Raw genomic sequence first — 18,732 nt, 5'->3', positions numbered from 1 at the left:
GGCCGGCCGGGACGTCCGTGTCTGCGGGTGGGCATGTCGGGCGTCAGGGCTGGTGCCTGGGTCCTCCGGCGAGATGCCGGACGCCGCATGCCGAACGCCTGACGCCGGACGCGTCAGAGGCTGGTGCCCGGGTCCTCCGGGCGGATGCGGCCGCGCCAGCCGCCGCTCGGGCCGCCGCCGCTCTCGACGTAGTCCTTGAAGCGGCGCAGGTCGCCCTTCACCTGCCGGTCGATCATGCCCAGTGCGTCCGCGCCCTTCTCGGCGACTCCGGTCGGCTCGACGTCCATCGTGAGCTCCACCCGGGTGTGCGTGTCGTCAAGGCGCTCGAACCGGACCGAGCCGCGCTGCTGGGTGTCACCGCCGACGGAACGCCAGGTGATCCGGTCGTCCGCCATCTGGTCGACGATCTCCGTGTCGAACTCGCGCCTGATCCCACCGATGCTGGTCGTCCAGTGGTTGTGCCGGTCGTCGAGCTGGGTGACCTCGTCGACGCCTTCCATGAAGTTCGGGAAGTCCTCGAACTGCGTCCACTGGTCGTATGCCCTGCGGAGCGAGACGTCCACGTCGACTGTTTCCTTGACCGTGCTCATTGATGCCTCCTTGTCCGCTCTTCACCGGGGTCGACCGCGGTGGGCGTGCCGACCTCCGGTGTCTGTGCGAAGCGCCGGGTACCCGGGAAATCCGACGTAAAAGATCTCGGGCCGTGTGGTCCGCGTCCGGGGCGGTGAGATCACGGGTGCTCGGGCCGCTGATCCGGGGGTACGCCCCCACCTTCGCCGCCGCCCTTGTCGCCCTTGTCCGTGGCGTGTGCGTGGCCGCCCTTGGCCCGGTCCTGGCGGGCCTTGAGTTCGGCGACGTCCTGAGGCGTGGCACCGCCCTTGACGCTGCGCCGCTGTTCCGGCTGCTGTGGATTGGACATGTACGGGCACCTCGCTCGTCTCGTGGGCCGTTCGGATCGACCGAGTTCCCCGGCGGGTCCGTCCGAAGCACCCGCATGCCGACCGTGCTGCGGGGCACCCGCCCTCCATGGGTGCGAACCACACCGAGGCCCCGATCCTCGAAACGCTCGCCCGGTACCAGAACGTCGACGAGTTGGGGTTCACGCCCCCAGGCCACAAACACGCACGCGGCGCCGATCCACGCGCCCGCGCGGTACTGGGCGATGCCGTCTTCTTCGGTGACGTCCTGGCCAACGGCGGCCTGGACGACCGGCTCACCAGGGGCGGGGTGCTGGCGCGGGCCGAGAGCCTCATGGCCGACGCGGTGCACGCGGACCACACGTTCTTCTCGACCTGCGGCAGTTCCCTGTCGGTGAAGGCCGCCATGCTGGCGGTGACCTGCCCCGGCCACCGGCTCCTCGTCGGGCGCGACGCGCACAAGTCGGTGGTGGCCGGACTCATCCTGTCCGGCGTCGAGCCGGTGTGGGTGGAGCCCGAGTGGGACGCCTCCCGGCACCTCGCCCACCCCCCGTCCACGGCCGCCTACGACAAGGCGTTCACGGAGTATCCGGACGCGGACGGGGCCCTGGTCACCAGTCCCACGCCGTACGGCGCCGCGGCCGACCTCAAGGGCATCGCCGAGGTCTGTCACCGGCGCGGAAGGCCGCTCATCGTGGACGAGGCGTGGGGAGCTCACCTTCCCTTCCACGACGATCTGCCGACGTGGGCCATGGACGCGGGCGCCGACATCTGCGTCACCAGCATCCACAAGATGGGCAGCGGTCTGGAACAGGGCTCGGTGTTCCATCTCCAGGGCGACATCGTCGACCCCGCCGAACTGGCCTCGCGGGCCGACCTCCTCGGCACGACCAGCCCGAACGTCCTGATCTACGCCGGCATCGACGCCTGGCGCCGGCAGATGGTCCAGCACGGCCACGAACTCATCGACCGGGCCCTGGAGTTGGCCGCCCGCACCCGCTCGGCCATCGAGGCGATCGACGGCTTCCACGTCAACGACGCGAAGGACTTCTGCGGCCCGGGCCTCGCCGCCGGCTTCGACCCGCTCCCGGTGGTCATGGACATCAGCGGCCTCGGCACCAGCGGCTACCGGGCGGCCGACCGGCTGCGGGCCCACCATCACATCGACGCCCACCTCTTCGACCACCGGCGCATCAGCGCGCAGCTCACCCACGCCGACGACGAAGAGACCACGGCGCGGCTGCTCGCGGCGCTGCGCGAGCTGGCCGACCACGCCACCGAACTGCGGGACGCCCCTCAGGTCACCGTCCCCTCCCCCGCCGACCTGCGGATGGAGCAGGTCCTGCTGCCCCGGGACGCCTATTTCGCGCCGCACGCGAAGGTCCCCACGACCGAGGCCGTCGACCGGATCGCCGCCGAGATGATCACGCCCTACCCGCCCGGCATCCCCGTGGTCCTGCCCGGCGAACGCCTCACCGAGCCGGTCCTGAAGTACCTGGTCACGGGGGTCGAGGCGGGCATGTTCCTGCCGGACGCGGCCGACCAGCGCCTCGGCACCGTACGGGTCGTCGCGGAGCGCTGACCCGTCGCCGAGAGCGCTGACCCGTCGCCGAGAGCTGAGCGGAGAGCTGACGGGCGCACCCTCCCCTACGCCGCCCCACCCCCGGAGCGCGCCCGCAGACACCGCAGCAGCTCCTCGGCGTACGGCAGAGCGACCCCCAACCCGATCACGCCCGCGAGCCCCGCGAGATACCCGGCCGACAGCGGACGTTCCTTGGGCAGCAGGCGCCAGTCCTGCGGATGCGAGCCGCCGCGCAGGGTCGAGCGGACCTGGTCGGGGTGCAGGCAGGCGGTGAACGCCAGAGCGGTGAGCGGCAGCACTTCGAGGAAGCTGTGGATGTGCTGCTCGACGGGGCGGATCTCACGCTCGCCGGTGGCCAGCGACACGTCGTACAGCGCGGTGGCCCCGTGCGCCAGGGCGGACGCGCCCATCGTGGTGAGCACCAGGGGATTGACGCGGGCGAGCAACCCCATGAGGACCGGTACCCCGGCCTCGGTCATCATCAGCGCGTGGACCGCGGACTCCTTGGTCCCGCTGGTGCGCTCGATGCCCGTCCGCCGGTGCATCCACCAGTCCGCGAGGCCGGGCACCACCCACAGGGGGAGAAGCCCGAGCAGCAGGAACCGGCGGGCGGCGGCCTCGACGTCGGTCGGGTGCGGCCCGGGCCGCAGGTCGTCGGCTTGCCGCCACTGTCGCCAGACCTTCCGGGGCAGAAAGCGCGCTGCTCCCATGACACCTCCTGTGAACGCCGTCCGCGGGGCCTTCGACCCCGCCGGGTCCGCCTCCCAGTACCCTCCGGCCCGACCGGAACACCCGCCCGCCGTTGTTACGCCCGTCGAGCCACCGGGTACTCGCCAGCGCGTTCCCGGACAGCTGGACGGACGGTGGAGGTCGTGGACCGGCGTACCGACCCGACGGGGCTCGCTCTTGTCGTGGTGGACATGATCAACACTTACGACCACGAGGACGCCGAGTTGCTCGTGCCGTCCGTCCGGCGCGTCGTGCCCGTCCTGGCGGAGCTGATCGGCCGGGCCCGCAAGGCGGACGTGCCGGTGATCTACGCGAACGACAACTTCGGAGTGTGGCGCTCCCACCACGGCGAACTCGTGGACACCGCGCTGGCCCGACCGCACGCCGACCTGATCGAGCCGATACGGCCCGACGACGAGTCCCTCTTCGTGGTGAAGGCCCGCCATTCCGTCTTCTACGAGACGCCCCTGGCCTACCTCCTGTGGCGACTGGACGTCGGGCAGGTGGTGCTGGCCGGCCAGGTCACCGAGCAGTGCGTCCTGTACTCCGCCCTGGACGCGCACATCCGCCACCTGGAGGTCACGGTGCCCAGGGACGCGGTCGCCTCCATCCATCCCCATCTGGCTGCCGCCGCCCTGGAGATGATGGAGCGCAACATGGGCGCCCGGATCCTCACCGCGAAGGAAGTCGACTTCTGAGGCCAGTGTGACGCTTGTTGCAGCTCAAGCGCTTCTACAGTGGGGCCTGACGGCCTCCCAGATGTTTCTTGGAACACTCCTTTGGGGGGACCTTGACGAGAAGTACCACGCCGAGACGCATACTCGCCCGGACCTTGGGCGTCGTCGCGGCGATGACGGTCGCGCTCACGGCCGCACCGCTGGTGGGCAGTGCGCAGGCGCAGAGCGCGGCGTCGGGATCGCTGAGCTTCGGCGGCGAAGCGGGCGAGCCCATTTCAGGGGGTCAGTCGTACGCGTACACGGCGGGAGCGGTCCAGCTCTTCGACGTCCAGGGCAGCACGGACCAAAACGGCCTCACCGTCGCGGTGGACGCGCAGGAGGGCACGCTCTGGCGCCTCATCGTCGCCGCCCCCGACGGTCAGAAGCTGACCGAGGGCACCACGTACACGGGGGCGAAGCAGTGGCCCTACGCCCAGCCCCAGGATCCGGAGCTCGTGTTCAGCGGGACCGACAACGGGACCGAGAAGTGGTGCAACACCAGCTCTGGGTCTTTCACCATCGAGCACATCTCCTTCGGCCCCTATGGCTACGTCCGCGAACTCGACGCCACCTTCGAGCAGTACTGCAACGGATCGACGGTGCCGCTGCGCGGTGCGGTACACGCGGTCATGCCCGAGCCTGCGGCCGAACTCGCCCTGCAGGCGAACACCGACCCCGGCGGCACGGTCCGCGTCCCGGACGGCCGGATCACCGTCGGTGGCACCGTGACGTGCAACAAGCCTGCCAGCGTCTCGCTCACCGGCCAGGTCTTCCAGGTCCAGAAGAAGGCGACGCCCGGCGCGTCGTACCAGACGACCGTGGCCTGCACCCCGGGCGCACCCGTCCCGTGGTCCGTCGGCCTCACCAGCCAGGAACCCGGCACATCGTTCCAGCCCGGCACCGCGACGGTGCGCAGCAGGGCCCAGGCGGATGACCGGGACTATCCGGTGACCGTCGACACCGGACAGCAGGAGTCGCAGGTCACGCTCTCCAAGGCCTGACCCGGCCCCGGCCGGCCGCAGGACCGGCAACGCGCGCAGGGCCGCACCCGAGTGGGTGCGGCCCTGCGCCATGACGGAAACCACGTGAAAGTGGACGTGCTTCTGGGTCGGGCCGTCGCCCTGCGAGGCGCCATAAGCGCCGGCCAGCGGACCCGGCCCCTGGCAGTCGACCTCGACCCACACCACGGGGCTGTGCACGCGGACGTAGAACGCGGAGTCGTCGGCGGTGCCGCCGGCCCAGGTGACGTAGGTGTCGGCGAGGTGGGCGCGGACCCCGGCCATCCGCACCTTCGCCGCGTCGGCGACGACCAGGGCGGCGGTGATGAACAGCACCAGGCGCGCCCGCAGCGAGTGGCCCCTCGCGCGCGAGGCCCTTGCCTGCCACCCAAGGGCCTGACGGACCGTCACCTTCCGCTGTCCGCCGCCCTGATGACGTATCCGGCGCCACGCACCGTGTGGATCATCGGGGCCCGCCCTTTGTCGATCTTCGCGCGCAGGCCGTAGATGTAGACCTCGACCAGGTTTCCCTCGCTGTCGAACGAGCTGTTCCAGACCTCGCCGAGGATCTGCGCCTTGCTCAGCACCTGGTGCGCATGCCGCATCAGGAAGTGCAGCAGGTCGAACTCCTTCGCGGTGAGCGCGATCGGCGTGCCGTCGCGCTGCACCTGGCGGGCCTTCTCGGCCAGGACGAGATCGCCGAGCACCCGCACGGGTTCGTCCGCCGCCTGATGTTCGGCGCCGGCCGACAGTCCGTCGAGGCGGTGCTCCAGCGCGTCGCGGGCGGTGAGCATGAGCACGGGCAACCGCGCGTTCTCGTACCGCAGTCGGCGCAGTACCTGCACGCCGTCCAGGTCGGGCAGCATCCAGTCCAGGACGACGGCGTGCGGGGCGCAGCTGCGGGCGAGCGTCAGGGCGCCGCGTCCGTCGTCCGCCAGGAAGGGCTGCCAGCCCGCCTCGGCGACGGCCCACGACAGCAGCTCGGTGAGTTCGGGCTCGTCGTCGACGATCAGCACACGCACCGTGCCCTGACGGATTCCACAAGCGGCAGGCATGCCCGCGATGCTGCCCCGCGACTCTGAGAGCTCGCTGTGCAGCTGCTGAGCTTGATGACGGTCGGTCTCTACAACGAGCCCACCGGCGCGTATCTGCCCTCGATCCTCTACTGAGACTCGATCCGCTACCGAGACTCGATGCTCTACGGAGACTCGATCCTCTGCCGAGAAGGGCCGGCTCCGTGCACACCGGAGGGCGCTGAGCCCAGTTCGGAGTCACCCCACGCCGTGACGGTCACGTCGTCGCCGACGCGCACTCTGCCGGGCCGGAGCACGGAGAGCTTCGTGCCGAAGGCGACTCCGCCCTCGGCCGCCCGCCGGTAGTCGGCGAGGGTGCGTAGTGGTTCCGGGCCCGCTCGGCGCCCGGACTCCTGCTCGATCATGGTGATGGCGCAGCGGATCGCGAGCTTCGCGTAACCCAGCTCGGCGGTGCCCGCCCTCAGGCCGTGGGCCCGGTCCTCGGTGTGCGGCTCGTCCCAGCCGTCGATCACGATGTTCGGGCGGAAACGGTTCATGGGCAGGGGCCCGGCACCGCGTGCGGCCAGCTTGCCGTTGAGCAGCGCGAGGGTGGCGCGGGACAGGACGTGCAGCGCACAGCTGTCGGCGTAGCCGGAGGTGCCCGGGGTGCGGCCGTCGGTCACTCGGTCGTGTTCCGGCGGGACCCGTACCAGGCGGCTGCGTACGCCGAGCACGTCGGAGAGCCATGCGGCGGCCGTGTCTCCCTGGTCGATGCCCTGGTAGGCCGTCCCGAACAGGTCCACCGGGCGGCGGGCCCCCGACGTGTCCACGCGGAGCTCCAGCGCCCCGGCGTCCGGCGCGTGGAGGGTGAGCCGTCCGCCGTCGTCGCTGACGGCGGGCCGGATCAGGGCCAGTCGGGGATCGCGGCGCTGGGTGCGGTAGACGCCCTCCTCACTGACGACCATGAAGCTCCGGTCGTGCGCGAGACCGGCGGGCGTCAGCAGCGCCTCGCGGACCGACACCCCGGCACACCCCTTGACGGGGTAGTACGACAACTCGATGACGCGGGCCATGACGTACCCTCCGGTTCCGCTAGGCGGTGACGAGGGCGAGGGTGAAGCCGTCGTAGCCCTTGGCGCCGACGGTCTGGACGGTGGTGGCCGTGAGGCGGGGGTGCTCCGCGATCAGCTCGGTGAAGCGGCGGACGCCCTGGACGCGGGGGTCGGTGCTGGCGGGGTCGGTGACCGCGCCGTCGCGGACGACGTTGTCGCCGACGATGACGCTGCCGGGCGCGGTGAGCTTCAGCGCCCACTCCAGGTAGGCGGGATTGGAAGGCTTGTCGGCGTCGATGAAGACCAGGTCGAACGGTCCCGCCCCCTCCGCCGCCAGCCGGGGCAGCGAGTCCAGGGCCTTCCCCACGCGGAGGTCGACGGTGCGGTCGAGCCCGGCGCGGGAGACATTGGCGGCGGCTACGGCGGCGTACTCCTCGTCGGCCTCCAGCGTGACCAGGCGTCCGTCCTCGGGCAGGGCCCGGGCGAGCCAGATGGTGCTGTAGCCGCCGAGGGTGCCGATCTCCAGGATCGTGCGGGCGCCCCGGAGCGTGGCCAGCAGATGCAGCAACTTGCCCTGGTTGGGGGCGACCTGGTGCGGCGGCAGCCCTGCCGCCTCGCTGTGCGCGGCGGCCGCGAGCAGGGCCTCGTCCTCCTCGACCAGCAGTCCGTTGAAGTAGTCGTCGACCGCGGTCCAGGTCTGCTGAGACACAGTGGGTTCCCTTTTCGTATGGGCTACCGTTCCGAAAGGGAACCTACTATCGGTCCGCGACAGTCCGTCAAAGGTTTTCCTGGGAGCGGCGATGAGTCCACGGCGGGTGACCGACGACGCCTGCGGAATCGCGCAGGCCGCGGCGGTGGTGGGCGACTGGTGGAGCCTGCTGGTGCTGCGCGAGATCGCACGCGGACATGTGCGCTTCGACCGGCTCGCGCACGAACTGGCCGTCTCCCGCAAGGTCCTCGCCGAACGGCTGCGCACCCTGACCGACCACCAGGTACTGGAGCGGCGCCGCTACCAGGATCGTCCGCCGCGCTACGAGTACGTGCTCACCGAGCAGGGCCGCGGGCTGGTCCCCGTGCTGGTCTCGCTCCAGGACTGGGCCGACCGATGGCTGCTGGGCGACGGCACACTCACCGGGCAGGCCCCCGACGAGGGAGCCGAGGCACGCCGGGTCGCGGCCCTGGTGGGCGAACCCGTACCGGCCGGGCTGCGGCTGCCGGGAACCGACGGCCACGAGCACGACCCCGTGGCCGCCGACGCCCGGGCGACCGTCCTCTTCGCCTACCCCGCGACCGGCGTCCCCGGCGTCCCGGCCGACCTCTCGGGACCCCAGGTCCCCGGCAGCGCGGGCTGCACGCTGGAGAACCGGCAGTTCCGCGCCGCCTGGCCCCGGTTCCGGGCCGCCGGCATCGCCGTCCACGGGGTCAGCACCCAGTCGGCGTCCGAACAGGCCGCCTTCCAGCAGGCCGAGGACCTGCCGTCCCCCCTGCTGTCCGACGACCGGCTCCAGCTCACGGCGGCGCTGCGCCTGCCGACGTTCCGCGCCGGCCAGAACCTGCGCATCAAGCGGCTCATCCTCGTCGCCGGACCGGACCGCGTCGTACGGCACGCCCTCTTTCCGGTCGGCGACATCCCCGCCGCCGTCTCGGCCGCCCTCGATCTGGCTCTCGATCGACCCTAGGGATGGGGGGATGGGGGGATGGGGGGATGGAGGGGTGGAGGGGCCCACTGGCCCCAGGGACCCCGGGGGGCCTAGGCCGGTACCCGCTCGTAGGAGGTGTTCACCCACTGCTGGCTGCGGACCAGGTCCCGGTAGTGGCTGCTGCGGTCCATCAGGTCGGGGTGCGAGCCGGTCGCCGCCACCCGGCCGGCGGTCCATCACCACGACATGGTCGGCGTGCTGGACGGTCGACAGGCGGTGGGCGACGACCAGGACAGCGCGGTCGCGGGCCAGAGTGTCGACGAGGTCGCGCAGGCGCAGTTCGTTGATGCCGTCGAGCTGGGAGGTCGGCTCGTCGAGCAGGATCACCTCGGCGTCGCTCAGCAGGGCACGGGCCAGGGCGATGCGCTGGCGCTGGCCGCCGGAGACGTCGACCTCACGGCCGATGGTGGTGTCGAGGCCGTGCGGCAGCGCCGCGATGTCCGCGGTCAGGCCGACCGCGTCCACCGCCGCCCAGAGCGTCTCGTCGGCGACGGGGTGCTCGGCGCCGGCGCCGAGCAGGAGGTTCTCGCGGACACTGCCCTCGACGAGGGTGAAGGTCTGGTCGACGTACGCCACCCGCCTGCGCAGTTCGTCGAGCGGCCAGGCGGCGGCGTCGTGGCCGAGCACCGTGACACGGCCGCTCGTCGGGCTGACGAACCGTTCGATCAGGGCGAGGGCCGTGGACTTGCCGGCGCCGGAGTGACCGACGAGGGCGGTCAGGCCGCGGCGCGGAGCACGGAAGGTGACCTCGTTCAGCACGCGGCGGCCCTCAAGGTCGACCGGGCCGTCGTACGAGAACGACACGTCCTCGAACGCCACCGCGTTGCCGTCGTCGACGGGCTCGGGGACGCGGACGGCGAAGTCCGGCTCGACCGGGATCGCCAGCAGTTCCTCGAAGCGGCCCTTGGCGGCCAGGCCCGTCTGCAGCCTGCTCAGGCCGGTGACGACAACAGTGATGGGGGTGACGAGCTGGAGCAGATAGAGCAGGAAGGCGACGAAGTCGGCGAGCGTGAGATCGCCCTGCGTGATCCGCACGCCGCCGACGATGACGATGCCGGCGAGCGCGATCTCCTGGCCGAGGCTCATCACCGGGATCACGGCGGACTGCAGGCGCGCGGCGGCGAGCATCCTGCCGGTGATCTGCGCCGCGTCCTCGGTGAGCGCCTCGGTGGTGTGCCGCTCCGCCCGGTAGGCCTTGATGGTGGTCAGGTTCGTCAGGGTGGTGGTGAAGCGCTGGGCGAGCCCGCCGGTGGCGATCTGGATGGACTCGTATCCCTGGCGCACCCGGCGCAGCAGCAGCCAGATGACGGCGCCCGCGACCACGAACGCGCCCAGGGTGAGCAGCACCAGCACCCAGTCCAGGTACGCCATGACGCCGATGGTCACCAGCGCGGTCACCACCGCCACCGGCAGCTGGACCACGCCGACGTCGATGACCGAGCGCAGCAGCATGGCGTCCGAGGTGATCCGGGCGACCAGGTTGCCGGGGCCCTGCGCCTTCACCACCTGGAGGGGCAGGCGGAGGGTGTGTTCCATCACCCGAGCCCGCAGCCGCAGCACGAACCGCTCGCCGAGGCGCGCCAGCAGGTACGCCGATGCCGCGGACGCCAGCGCGCTGCCCACCGCCAGCGCCGCCATGAAGGCCACCCGGTCGGCGACGCCCTCGCGCTGGGCGACGGCCTCGATGAGTTCCTTGACCAGCAGGGGCACACCGAGGGTCGCGGCGGTCGCGGCCAGCGCGAGCAGCACGGAGAGCAGGACCTGCGGAAGGTTTCCGCGGACCAGTTCGGGGACGATGCGCAGTCGGTGGGTGGGGCCAGGGGTCTCGCTCATCACGGGGTCCTTGCTCATCACAGGGTCCTTCCGGGCTGTCCGTCGTGCGGCCGGAACGGGGCCGGCTCCCGGAACGCCTCGAGGGCGGTCCGGGAGCCGGAGAGGGGTGTCAGCAGTTGCCGGCGACCGTGCCACCCGCGCTCGCGCTGGTGACGACACCGGCGGAGAAGATGGCGCACTCGACCGACGAGGCGGCGCTGAAGATGCTCACCGGGCTGATGGCCGGAGCATCGGCAGCGGCGCCGGCGCCGATCTCGTCGGAGGTCGTGTAGACGGCGTAGCCGGCCATGAGCTGGTCAGCGGTGTTCATTCATTCCTCCAGGTGGAGTTCCGATCTGGTGAGAAGATTTCTAGCAGCTCGGAAGCGGGGCAAGGAATGCGTTTCTTTTCCGCGGTCCGGGGTTTCCCCTGGTGCCTTTTGGCCGGACGGCCCGGAAATTCAATTTATTGGCGCCGGGCGAAGAGGTCGAAATCTTGGGAAGCCAGGCCGGAGCGGTCGCCGACAATGACACCGGAAAAGCGGGAGGGAGCATAGAACTCCTGCGCCGCCCGCGCCACTTCCCCGAGGGTTACCTCGGCCAGCCGCTGCGGAAACGTGCGCAGCCAGTCCGGGGAGAGGCCGTACTGGAGCAGGTTCACGAGGGCGCCGGCGAGCCCCGCCTGGGAGGCGGCGCCCAGGGCCGTCATGCCGGTGAAGAACTCCCGGGCCGCGTCCGTCTCGGCGCCCGACGGCGGCTGCTCGGCCAGCCGAAGCAGCTCGGCGCGCATCTGGCGTACGGCCGCCTCGGTGGCGCCGGTGCGGGTGTCGGCGTCCAGGAAGACGAGTTCCTCGTCCAGCAGTTCGTCCAGCACCGCGTCGATGCGGTAGGCGAGCCCGCGCTCCTCGCGGACGGCGACCGTCAGGCGGGAGGAGAAGAACCCGCCCAGCACGCAGTTGGCGAGGCTGAGCGCCGCGAAGCCCGGATCGGCCCGGGGCAGCCCGGGCGCGACCAGCATGATCTGCGACTGCACGGCCCCGGGCCGGTCGACGACGGCGACACCGGCGGGTCGCATCCGGCGTGGTGGCGGCGGAGGTGACGGCTGGGGCAGCGGTGAGGGTGACTGCTGGGGCAGCGGTGAGGGTGACTGCTGGGGTGGCGGTGGGGCTGCCGTGCCGGGCCCACCCTGCCATCGTCGTCCCGGCCAAGCGGACAGGGCGATGGCGGCGTGATCGGCCGCCGCCGAGGGGTCGAGGTCGCCCACGAGGACCAGGAAGGCGCCCCGGGAGTGCATGCCCTGGTCGTGCAGCCGTCGTACGCGCTCGGCGGTGACGGCGGCCAGGGCCTGCTCGTCGGGGAGCAGGGACGGGACGTCCGGGCCGTAGCAGTGGCGGCGCAGCGCGTCCTGGGCCAGGACGCGCGGCTGGGCGCGCAGCGGGCCGAGCTGTGCCGTCAGGCGACGCACGGCGTGCTCGCACGCCGGGTCGGGATGGGCCGCCCCGGCCAGCGCCCTCGCCACCAGGTCCAGTACCTCGGGGAAGGCGGCGGCCGTCATCGAGGCCGACACCGACAGCCGGCCGCCGTCCACCCCGGCCCCCAGGGTGGCGCCCGCCCGTCCCAGCAGGTCATCGGCGCCTTCCGCGTCCGCGAACAGCGTGTCGGCGAGGACCTGGGCGACGGCGGGCCCCTCGGCGGCCTCCGGCAACGGGACGCGCATCCGCAGCTCCACCATCGGCACGGAGGGAGCACGCGCGGCGACCACGCGGAGCCCGCCCGGCAGCACGGTGTCCACCAACGGCGGCAGGGGGAAGGCCCGGCCCGGCTCGAGGGCGGGCAGTTCACGCAGGGGCGTCACGGGAGTCATGGGCGTCCTCGTCGACAATCAGGTGCAGGAAGGCCAAAGGGCGAGCCCCCCGGGACCAGCGTCAGGACGGCGCGGCCCGCCGACCGCAGCGTCTTGGCCGCGTGGGCCACCGACTCCGGGGTGACCTGGGTCAGCAGGGTGGGCAGGTCGGTCACCAGGTTCGGGCTGCCGTGGAGCAGCGCGAAGGTACCGGCGTGGCGGGTGCGGGTCAGAGGTTCGTCGTAGGAGCGGCAGAGCGCGGTGGAGGCGCGGGCGGTGGCGTGGGAGAGCTCGCGGGGGTGTGGGCCGGTGGCCGCCAGGCGGTCCAGTTCCTCGTCCACGGCGGACGGCACCGCCTCGGGGTCGGTGGTGGGCGGGTGGTGGGCGACCAGCAGGAACGTATCGGGGTCCCGGGCCTGCAGGGGGCCGAAGAAGCCGCAGCTGGCGCGCACCGACGTGACCGTGCCGTCGTGGACCAGACGCCGCCGCAGCCGTGCGTCGTCGCCTCCGGCGAGGAGCCGGGCCAGCACCATGTGGGCCAGGTAGTCGCCGAGCTCCGCCGCGGGGTCGGGCATCCGGTACCCGAGGGCGACCGCCGGCAGGGGCGCGTGCGGGTCCCGGTGCTCCCCACGGCGCTCGCCGCGCGGCGGCGGTTCCGCGAGCCGGGGCCGGGGCGCGGCCGGGTGGGCGGGGATGTCACCGAAGTGGCGGTGGACGAGGGTGAGGGCGTGGTCGGGGTCGAGGGGACCGCTGATGGTGAGCACCGCGTTCGCCGGGGTGTAGTGCGCCGCGAAGAAGGCCTCGCACTCCGCCACCGTGGCCCGCTCCAGTTCCCTGAGGTCGCCGTAGCCGTTGTGGGCGTTGGGGAAGGTCTCGTACAGGACGCCGGGGAGCACCGTCCAGGGGAAGCCGCCGTAGGGGCGGTTGGTGACCTGCAGGCGGATCTCCTCCTGGACCACGGCCACCTGGGTGCGCAGGTTCTCCGCGCTGATCCGCAGCGCGCGCATACGGTCGGCCTCCAGGAACAGCACGCGCTCCAGGGCGGCCGGCGGGACCAGCTGGTGGTAGTCGGTGTGGTCGTGGTGCGTGGCGGCGTTGGCCGTGCCGCCGGAGGCCTGCACATGGCGGAAGTGCTCGCCGCGGGCGACGTTCTCGCTGCCCTGGAACATCAGGTGCTCGAAGAGGTGGGCGAACCCGGTCCTGCCCTCGGGCTCGGAGCGGAAGCCCACGTCGTAGTGCACGGCGATCCCGGTCACCGGGGAGTCCGGCCGTGGATCGAGCAGGACCCGCAGCCCGTTGTCCAAGGTCTCCGTCCGCACCCTCTGTCTCCCTTCCCTGCGCTTGCCCTGTTCTCGCTCGACGCGGCGCGGCCCCCGGTGTCTGGCGCCAGACACCGGGGGCCGCGGCCTGCCGCTTGAAGTCAGCGGCCTTTGTTTCAGCAGCCCTTGGCCGCCGTGACACCGATGCTGGTGCCGATGCCGGCGCCGCAGGCCCAGCCCGACGTGGCGATGAAGGACAGCACGGACGGGGTGGCGCCCGGGGCCTCCTCCGCGTGGGTCGCCTCGATCTCCTGGGCGGAGGTGTAGGCGGTGTAACCGGCGATCAGGTTCTCGGTGGTGTTCACGAGTTTCCTCCCGTTTTCATGGACTCACGATTCGGAATTACGACGCTCCGCAATTCCTGTCGCATTTCTAGCATGCCGGGCGTGGAATGAGGCCGAAAAAAGTTTCCTTGCCCATCGGCGGACTTCGGAAAATTGGGCCTCTCAGAGTTCCCGCACATAGCGGGTGGCGAGCTCAAGCGGGGCGCCCGGGAAATCGTCCCGGAGCACCTTGATGGCCTTCACATCGCCGTCCTGCTGCTTCACCCGTCGGATACGGGACGCGTCGACCGCGCGACGGAAATCGTCGTACGACGGGTAGCGCTCCTTGAATTCCTGCTTCCGCTTCTGCCAGCCGAACATCAGGCCTCCTCCTGTGCGGTGTCGGTACGGTCCGCGCTCTCGTAGACGGACACATGGCGCAGGCTGGCCGCGGTGTACGGCTGCCTGGTCCAGCTCTCGTGGCGCTCCACGAGTCGCAGCCCGGCCAGCTCCGCGAGCAGGTCGATCTCGAACGGGAACGCGTATCGCAGGACGTGCTGCTTGGTCTCCGGCGGTCCGCCGTCGACGATCGTGTGCGTGCCGATCATCAGCTGCCGGGAGCGGTCGACGGCGAGCGTGTCGAGCATGATCGCGCCCTCGTTGAGGTAGCGCATCGAGAAGTCCGGCTTCTGCAGGCCGTGGTACGGCGCGGGGTCGAACGCCTCCAGGACGAACCGGCCGCCGGGGGCGAGCTGTTCGCGCGCCAGCCGCAGACAGCCGAGCTGCTGTTCCTTGGTCACGGCGACGAAGAAGGTGTTGAGGAGCAGGGTGACCAGATCGTAGGACTCGCCGGTGCCCGTCTCGGTGAAGTCGCCGAGCCGCGTGGTCACCGCGCCCTTGGCGTCACGGTCCTTCAGCTTCGCGAGCATCGCCTCGGAGCCGTCGATGCCGTGGACCTGGAAGCCGCGTTCGGCCAGCGGGAGGGCGATACGGCCGGTGCCGACGCCGAGTTCGAGGATCCGGCCCTGCGGCGGGGTGAGTCCGGCGAGGAACTCCACCGCGAGGTTGGTGTCGAACTCGATCGGATACATCTGGTCGTAGACGCTCGCGAGCTTCTCGTCGTAGTGGGCGTTGCCCAGGGTCATCCTGTCTCCAGCGTTGTCGGGCGCACCGCGGCGGCGCCGTCGGTGTCGATCAGTTCGGCGATGCAGTCGAGATAGGCCGGGAACTCGGCCGTCCATCCGACGTAGGCCGCGTAGTCGTGGGCGTGGGTGAACACCCGCAGGGCGGCGGCGCGGCCGAGGGCCACCGGGTCGGTTCCGTGGTCCTCGTAACCGCGCAGGAAGGAGCGGGCTGCCTCGGCGCAGTGCTCCGCGAGGGCGGCGTGCTCGGGCCGGGTGAGGTGGACCAGGCGGAACTCGGCCAGTTCACCGAGCAGCCAGCCCACGTCGTACGCGGCCGGGCCGCGGGCCAGTTCCTCACCGGCCAGCAGTACCCCGGCGCCGGGCGCCGCCCCGGGCACGAGGGCACCGCTGCCCACACCGCCCAGCAGGAAGACGTCGCCGTCCCGGCCGGCGGCGAGGTCCTCGCACCAGCCGAGCACGCGCGCGAGCCTGGCCGGCCCGAGCCGCCGGGCGGCGAGCGCGTGGAGGCCCGGCAGGTGTTCGTGCCGGGCGTCGGGCGACGGCGTGGTCCGCAGCCAGGAGGCCAGTCGGGCGGCGCCGCGCGGCTGTCCCGCGGCCAGCCCTACCGGCACGCCCTCGTGCACGCGGCGCACCGTACGGCCCACCTCGTACAGCAGGTGGTGCAGCAGCCCGCGCTGCCGCACGTCGAGCGCCGAGAGCAGCAGGTGTCCGACGGACCGTGCCGCGGCGGCCGGGTAGCGGCGGGCGTCGCCCTGGCGAACGCCGAGGACGGGAAGCACGCCCGCGACACCCGGTGCCGGCGCGGGCACGGCCGCCGACACGGCGGCGCGCACCTCGTCGGACACCGGCGAGAACGGCTCCCGCCGCAGCGCTCCGGGCGACCGCTCCCACAGGAACCCACGCCCATGCCGCCGGACCCGGGTACGCAGGAAGCCGGTCCCGAACTCGTCGACGACCTCACCGGCCGGACCAGCCGCACGCCCGCCGCGCGGAACGGCGGCGCCCTCCGCGGCCTGGGCCTGAGCCTGGGCCTGGGCCTGGGCCTGAGCCTGGGCCTGGGCCTGGGCCTGGGCCTGGGCCTGGGCGACAGCGTGGTCGCCCGGCGCGGTCACCGGGCCACCTCGGCACGGTGCTCGGGATGCGTCGCGGTCCCGGCCGGCTCCGAGTCGCGGGATCCGCCGTCGGCCAGGGCGTCCGCCCTCGTCCGCAGGCGTTCCGCCGCCGTCAGGAGTTCCGGCAGCGGGGCTGCCAGAGACGCGTCCATGCGGCCCGTCGTGCTGCTCAGGCCCGGGGTCGGCGGGACCACCGAGACGTTCGGGCGCTCCTGAAGCGCGGCCCGGTGGCGTCGGTACGCCGGTGAGTTCAGGGCTCCCGGCGGGAGGGAGGGGGCCAGGACCACGGGGGCCAAGGTGCACTGCAGGGCCAGCATCACCGGGGTGTCGGCGAGGCCCAGGGCGAGGCGGGCGAGGAAGTTCAGGCTCGCCGGGTGCACCACCACGGCCTCGGCCCACTCGGCGAGTTCGACGTGCGGGGCGGCGTGGACGGGGCCGTCCGGCCAGACGTCGAGCAGGGCCTCACGGCCCGCCAGCGGGGCCAGCGCGCCGCGGGTGACGAAGCGTTCCGCGCTGCGCGTGATGAGCGGCCGTACCTCCAGGCCGGGGTAGCCCTGCCGCAGCCAGTTCAGCCAGAACGGCATGTGTGCGACGCTCAGCGCGCCCGTGCCCACGTACAGCAGGCGGCGCACGCCGAAGGCGGGGAGACCGGCGGCGGTCGGATCACCCACCGGTTCACTTGCCGGATCACCCACCGGTTCACTCACCGTCACTCGCCGCCGTCCTCCGCGTGCAGGATGTCGCGCAGGTCCCGCAGCGCCGCCGCCTCGCCCTCCGTGAAGTACACGCCGGAGAGGTTGAGGACCACCTCGTCCACGCCGCTCTCACGGAACTTCCGCAGCCCCGCGGCGACTTCGTCCGGCGAGCCGGTGACGTACACGCCCGAGTCGATCAGCGCGTCCACGCCCTTGCGCGGGGTCTTCGGGTCGGCGTCGACACCGGCCTTGCGCAGCATGTCGGTGTAGTGGCCGGTGCTCAGGTGGACGCCGGCCGCGGCGTGCGCGCAGCGGCGCAGGTTGCGGGCCGGGCGGGTGACGGCGGCGTGGACCACGGCGGCCACGCGCGGCGCCTTGCGGCCCTCCTGGGCGGCGCCCTCCTCCAGCGCGGGACGCAGCTGCTCGGCCACGTACCAGTGCGGCGTCAGCCAGGTGATCGCCACGTCGGCGACCCGGCCGGCGGTGCGGGCCATGCCGGTGCGGAGCACGCCGAGGCCGACTTCGACCGGCGGCGCGGGCATGGGGATCAGGCTGGAGGTGACGGCGTAGTGCTCGCCCCGGTGGTCGACCAACTCGCCGTCCAGCAGGCGCCGTACGAGCGAGGCGTACTCGTGGACGGCCCGCAGCGGTTTGTCGTAGGGGTCCTTGAGGAACGCCTTCTGGAACTCCGGGGCGCCGGGCCCGTATCCGGCGACGTACGTCGCGCCGGACAGGGCGCTGAGGCTGCGCGCCTCGACCGCCGCCTCGTACGGGTGCATCAGCGGGGTCAGCGCCACGCTGGACCCCAGCGGCAGGCCCGGTACGTGGGCGGCGAGCGCCGCCATGGCCAGGTGGGACTCGATGCGCAGGGACTGGCCGATCCACAGGCGCCGCGCCCGCTGCTTCCTGGCGAACCGGCCGAAGTCGACGATCGAGGCGAGGGTGTCGGGCTGCGAGGGGAAGATCAGGGACGTGGCGCGGGTGTCGTCCGCGGTGCGGGTCATCAGGCTTCGGCCTTCTTCAGACGGCTGCCGGACTCACGGCGGGTCATCCGCCGCAGCAGCCGTGGTGCCAACAGGAATCCGACGACGGCCCAGGCGCCGACGATCATCAGGATCTCGGCGTGCTGCCAGCTCTGCCCGGTCTCCGCGGCCAGCGCCGAGTCGGGGAGCAGGGCGGAGCGCACGCCCTGGGCGATCCACTTCACCGGGAAGACCTCCACCACGGCGCGGGCGCCGTCCGGCAGCGTGGTCACCGGGAAGAACAGGCCGGAGCAGCCCATCAGGAAGAAGATGGGGATCATCGTGAACCCCAGGGCCTCGCGCGGATTGGGCAGCAGCGCCCCGATCGCGGCCCCCAGCGGGACCACCGAGAGCAGGCCGAGCAGCAGCACCCAGATCAGGGTGAGCCAGTGCGCGGCGTCCCGGGGCAGGTCCGTGCCGGCGAACAGGGCGCCGGCCAGCAGTGTCAGCAGCGCGCCGCCCAGGGCGGTGGCGAGCACCACCACGGTCTTGCCGACCAGGTAGGAGGTGATGCCGCCGGGCACGGTCTTCAGCCGCAGCAGCGTGCCGTCCTCCCGCTCGGTGGCCAGCACCTGCGGGAGCGTCATCAGGCCCGTCTGCACGAGCATGGTGGTGATGCCGCCGGCCATCAGCAGATGCGCCATCGGTACGTCGCTGCCCTCGATGTCCTTCTCGATCGTGAGGCTCAGCACGACGAACATCAGCGGCGTGCTCAGCAGGGAGAAGGCCTCACGGGGGGTGCGCAGCGTCTGCGTCAGTTCCAGCCGGCCGCGGCGCAGCCCGACCCTGAACGCCTTGGTCAGTCCTCGGGACAT

General features: G+C 72.1%; 20 protein-coding genes and 2 pseudogenes. 4 read left to right on the top strand and 18 right to left on the bottom strand.

Annotation, left to right across the window (positions count from 1 at the left end; translation table 11 throughout):
- Positions 1 to 113 precede the first annotated feature (113 nt).
- Together AB5J49_RS25060 and AB5J49_RS25055 are read right to left on the bottom strand one after the other, a co-directional pair.
- Positions 114 to 590: an SRPBCC family protein gene (locus tag AB5J49_RS25060; protein WP_369170896.1), complete on the bottom strand. Its 477-nt coding sequence runs from the start codon at positions 588 to 590 to the stop codon at positions 114 to 116.
- 140 nt (positions 591 to 730) lie between these two features.
- Positions 731 to 919: a hypothetical protein gene (locus tag AB5J49_RS25055; RefSeq protein ID WP_369170894.1), complete on the bottom strand. Its 189-nt coding sequence runs from the start codon at positions 917 to 919 to the stop codon at positions 731 to 733.
- Between the two features lie 107 nt (positions 920 to 1,026).
- On the opposite strand from AB5J49_RS25055, the gene AB5J49_RS25050 reads away from it, so the two are divergent.
- Positions 1,027 to 2,499, top strand: coding sequence for an aminotransferase class I/II-fold pyridoxal phosphate-dependent enzyme (locus AB5J49_RS25050; protein WP_369170893.1), 1,473 nt, complete (start codon positions 1,027 to 1,029; stop codon positions 2,497 to 2,499).
- 65 nt (positions 2,500 to 2,564) lie between these two features.
- On the opposite strand, the gene AB5J49_RS25045 is transcribed toward AB5J49_RS25050, so the two are convergent.
- Entirely contained in the window at positions 2,565 to 3,209 is a 645-nt protein-coding gene (locus AB5J49_RS25045; RefSeq protein WP_369170892.1) for a diguanylate cyclase, read from the bottom strand.
- Positions 3,210 to 3,371: 162 nt separating this feature from the next.
- Between AB5J49_RS25045 and AB5J49_RS25040 the strand changes: the two genes are divergently transcribed.
- Both AB5J49_RS25040 and AB5J49_RS25035 read left to right on the top strand, forming a co-directional pair.
- Positions 3,372 to 3,926 (top strand): cysteine hydrolase family protein, encoded by a 555-nt coding sequence (locus AB5J49_RS25040; protein ID WP_369170890.1) that lies wholly within the window; start codon positions 3,372 to 3,374, stop codon positions 3,924 to 3,926.
- Positions 3,927 to 4,060: 134 nt separating this feature from the next.
- Positions 4,061 to 4,945 (top strand): hypothetical protein, encoded by an 885-nt coding sequence (locus tag AB5J49_RS25035; RefSeq protein ID WP_369170889.1) that lies wholly within the window; start codon positions 4,061 to 4,063, stop codon positions 4,943 to 4,945.
- Positions 4,946 to 5,095: 150 nt separating this feature from the next.
- On the opposite strand, the pseudogene AB5J49_RS25030 reads toward AB5J49_RS25035, so the two are convergent.
- The 4 genes and pseudogenes from AB5J49_RS25030 to AB5J49_RS25015 form a co-directional block, all read right to left on the bottom strand.
- Positions 5,096 to 5,227 (bottom strand): annotated as a pseudogene (locus tag AB5J49_RS25030) (DUF3500 domain-containing protein); the annotation flags it as partial.
- 122 nt (positions 5,228 to 5,349) lie between these two features.
- The gene (locus tag AB5J49_RS25025; protein ID WP_369170887.1) at positions 5,350 to 5,997 is read right to left on the bottom strand and encodes a response regulator transcription factor; all 648 of its coding nucleotides are present in this window, start codon (positions 5,995 to 5,997) and stop codon (positions 5,350 to 5,352) included.
- A 143-nt stretch (positions 5,998 to 6,140) separates the two neighbouring features.
- Positions 6,141 to 7,028: an MOSC domain-containing protein gene (locus tag AB5J49_RS25020; RefSeq protein ID WP_369170886.1), complete on the bottom strand. Its 888-nt coding sequence runs from the start codon at positions 7,026 to 7,028 to the stop codon at positions 6,141 to 6,143.
- A gap of 19 nt (positions 7,029 to 7,047) precedes the next feature.
- Positions 7,048 to 7,716 carry an O-methyltransferase gene (locus AB5J49_RS25015; RefSeq protein WP_369170884.1) on the bottom strand — a complete coding sequence of 223 codons (669 nt, stop codon included), beginning with the start codon at positions 7,714 to 7,716 and terminating at the stop codon, positions 7,048 to 7,050.
- A 91-nt stretch (positions 7,717 to 7,807) separates the two neighbouring features.
- On the opposite strand from AB5J49_RS25015, the gene AB5J49_RS25010 reads away from it, so the two are divergent.
- Positions 7,808 to 8,686, top strand: a complete 879-nt coding sequence (locus tag AB5J49_RS25010) for a winged helix-turn-helix transcriptional regulator (RefSeq protein ID WP_369175251.1) — start codon at positions 7,808 to 7,810, stop codon at positions 8,684 to 8,686.
- 381 nt (positions 8,687 to 9,067) lie between these two features.
- On the opposite strand, the pseudogene AB5J49_RS25005 reads toward AB5J49_RS25010, so the two are convergent.
- The 11 genes and pseudogenes from AB5J49_RS25005 to AB5J49_RS24955 form a co-directional block, all read right to left on the bottom strand.
- Positions 9,068 to 10,540: pseudogene (locus tag AB5J49_RS25005) on the bottom strand (ABC transporter ATP-binding protein); the annotation flags it as partial.
- Positions 10,541 to 10,649: 109 nt separating this feature from the next.
- Positions 10,650 to 10,850, bottom strand: coding sequence for an LxmA leader domain family RiPP (locus tag AB5J49_RS25000; protein WP_128433855.1), 201 nt, complete (start codon positions 10,848 to 10,850; stop codon positions 10,650 to 10,652).
- A gap of 134 nt (positions 10,851 to 10,984) precedes the next feature.
- Positions 10,985 to 12,382, bottom strand: a complete 1,398-nt coding sequence (locus tag AB5J49_RS24995) for a M16 family metallopeptidase (protein ID WP_369170882.1) — start codon at positions 12,380 to 12,382, stop codon at positions 10,985 to 10,987.
- Entirely contained in the window at positions 12,379 to 13,680 is a 1,302-nt protein-coding gene (locus AB5J49_RS24990; protein WP_369170881.1) for a M16 family metallopeptidase, read from the bottom strand. Before AB5J49_RS24990 ends, AB5J49_RS24995 begins: the two co-directional genes overlap by 4 nt.
- Before the next feature lie 116 nt (positions 13,681 to 13,796).
- Positions 13,797 to 13,985, bottom strand: a complete 189-nt coding sequence (locus AB5J49_RS24985) for an LxmA leader domain family RiPP (RefSeq protein WP_128433858.1) — start codon at positions 13,983 to 13,985, stop codon at positions 13,797 to 13,799.
- Between the two features lie 141 nt (positions 13,986 to 14,126).
- The gene (locus AB5J49_RS24980; RefSeq protein ID WP_369170879.1) at positions 14,127 to 14,324 is read right to left on the bottom strand and encodes a hypothetical protein; all 198 of its coding nucleotides are present in this window, start codon (positions 14,322 to 14,324) and stop codon (positions 14,127 to 14,129) included.
- Positions 14,324 to 15,088: a class I SAM-dependent methyltransferase gene (locus AB5J49_RS24975; RefSeq protein WP_369170878.1), complete on the bottom strand. Its 765-nt coding sequence runs from the start codon at positions 15,086 to 15,088 to the stop codon at positions 14,324 to 14,326. The genes AB5J49_RS24980 and AB5J49_RS24975 overlap by 1 nt, the downstream gene beginning before the upstream one ends.
- Positions 15,085 to 16,200: a hypothetical protein gene (locus tag AB5J49_RS24970; protein ID WP_369170877.1), complete on the bottom strand. Its 1,116-nt coding sequence runs from the start codon at positions 16,198 to 16,200 to the stop codon at positions 15,085 to 15,087. Before AB5J49_RS24970 ends, AB5J49_RS24975 begins: the two co-directional genes overlap by 4 nt.
- A complete protein-coding gene (locus AB5J49_RS24965; protein WP_369170876.1) occupies positions 16,197 to 16,871 on the bottom strand; it encodes a flavoprotein in 675 nt (224 codons plus the stop codon). The genes AB5J49_RS24970 and AB5J49_RS24965 overlap by 4 nt, the downstream gene beginning before the upstream one ends.
- 38 nt (positions 16,872 to 16,909) lie before the next feature.
- Positions 16,910 to 17,899, bottom strand: coding sequence for an LLM class flavin-dependent oxidoreductase (locus AB5J49_RS24960; RefSeq protein ID WP_369170874.1), 990 nt, complete (start codon positions 17,897 to 17,899; stop codon positions 16,910 to 16,912).
- Positions 17,899 to 18,732, bottom strand: a complete 834-nt coding sequence (locus AB5J49_RS24955) for an ABC transporter permease (RefSeq protein WP_369170873.1) — start codon at positions 18,730 to 18,732, stop codon at positions 17,899 to 17,901. Before AB5J49_RS24955 ends, AB5J49_RS24960 begins: the two co-directional genes overlap by 1 nt.

Source organism: Streptomyces sp. R28 (assembly GCF_041052385.1).
Classification (GTDB): domain Bacteria; phylum Actinomycetota; class Actinomycetes; order Streptomycetales; family Streptomycetaceae; genus Streptomyces.
This window is presented reverse-complemented; position numbering and strand designations above follow the sequence as displayed.

What these genes read in the sequence shown, in the direction of transcription:
- AB5J49_RS25060 (WP_369170896.1), bottom strand. Translation starts at nt 590, where the DNA reads ATGAGCACGGTCAAGGAAACAGTCGACGTGGACGTCTCGCTCCGCAGG.
- AB5J49_RS25055 (WP_369170894.1), bottom strand. Translation starts at nt 919, where the DNA reads ATGTCCAATCCACAGCAGCCGGAACAGCGGCGCAGCGTCAAGGGCGGT.
- AB5J49_RS25050 (WP_369170893.1), top strand. Translation starts at nt 1,027, where the DNA reads ATGGGTGCGAACCACACCGAGGCCCCGATCCTCGAAACGCTCGCCCGG.
- AB5J49_RS25045 (WP_369170892.1), bottom strand. Translation starts at nt 3,209, where the DNA reads ATGGGAGCAGCGCGCTTTCTGCCCCGGAAGGTCTGGCGACAGTGGCGG.
- AB5J49_RS25025 (WP_369170887.1), bottom strand. Translation starts at nt 5,997, where the DNA reads ATGCCTGCCGCTTGTGGAATCCGTCAGGGCACGGTGCGTGTGCTGATC.
- AB5J49_RS25020 (WP_369170886.1), bottom strand. Translation starts at nt 7,028, where the DNA reads ATGGCCCGCGTCATCGAGTTGTCGTACTACCCCGTCAAGGGGTGTGCC.
- AB5J49_RS25010 (WP_369175251.1), top strand. Translation starts at nt 7,808, where the DNA reads ATGAGTCCACGGCGGGTGACCGACGACGCCTGCGGAATCGCGCAGGCC.
- AB5J49_RS25000 (WP_128433855.1), bottom strand. Translation starts at nt 10,850, where the DNA reads ATGAACACCGCTGACCAGCTCATGGCCGGCTACGCCGTCTACACGACC.
- AB5J49_RS24995 (WP_369170882.1), bottom strand. Translation starts at nt 12,382, where the DNA reads ATGACTCCCGTGACGCCCCTGCGTGAACTGCCCGCCCTCGAGCCGGGC.
- AB5J49_RS24980 (WP_369170879.1), bottom strand. Translation starts at nt 14,324, where the DNA reads ATGTTCGGCTGGCAGAAGCGGAAGCAGGAATTCAAGGAGCGCTACCCG.
- AB5J49_RS24975 (WP_369170878.1), bottom strand. Translation starts at nt 15,088, where the DNA reads ATGACCCTGGGCAACGCCCACTACGACGAGAAGCTCGCGAGCGTCTAC.
- AB5J49_RS24960 (WP_369170874.1), bottom strand. Translation starts at nt 17,899, where the DNA reads ATGACCCGCACCGCGGACGACACCCGCGCCACGTCCCTGATCTTCCCC.
- AB5J49_RS24955 (WP_369170873.1), bottom strand. Translation starts at nt 18,732, where the DNA reads ATGTCCCGAGGACTGACCAAGGCGTTCAGGGTCGGGCTGCGCCGCGGC.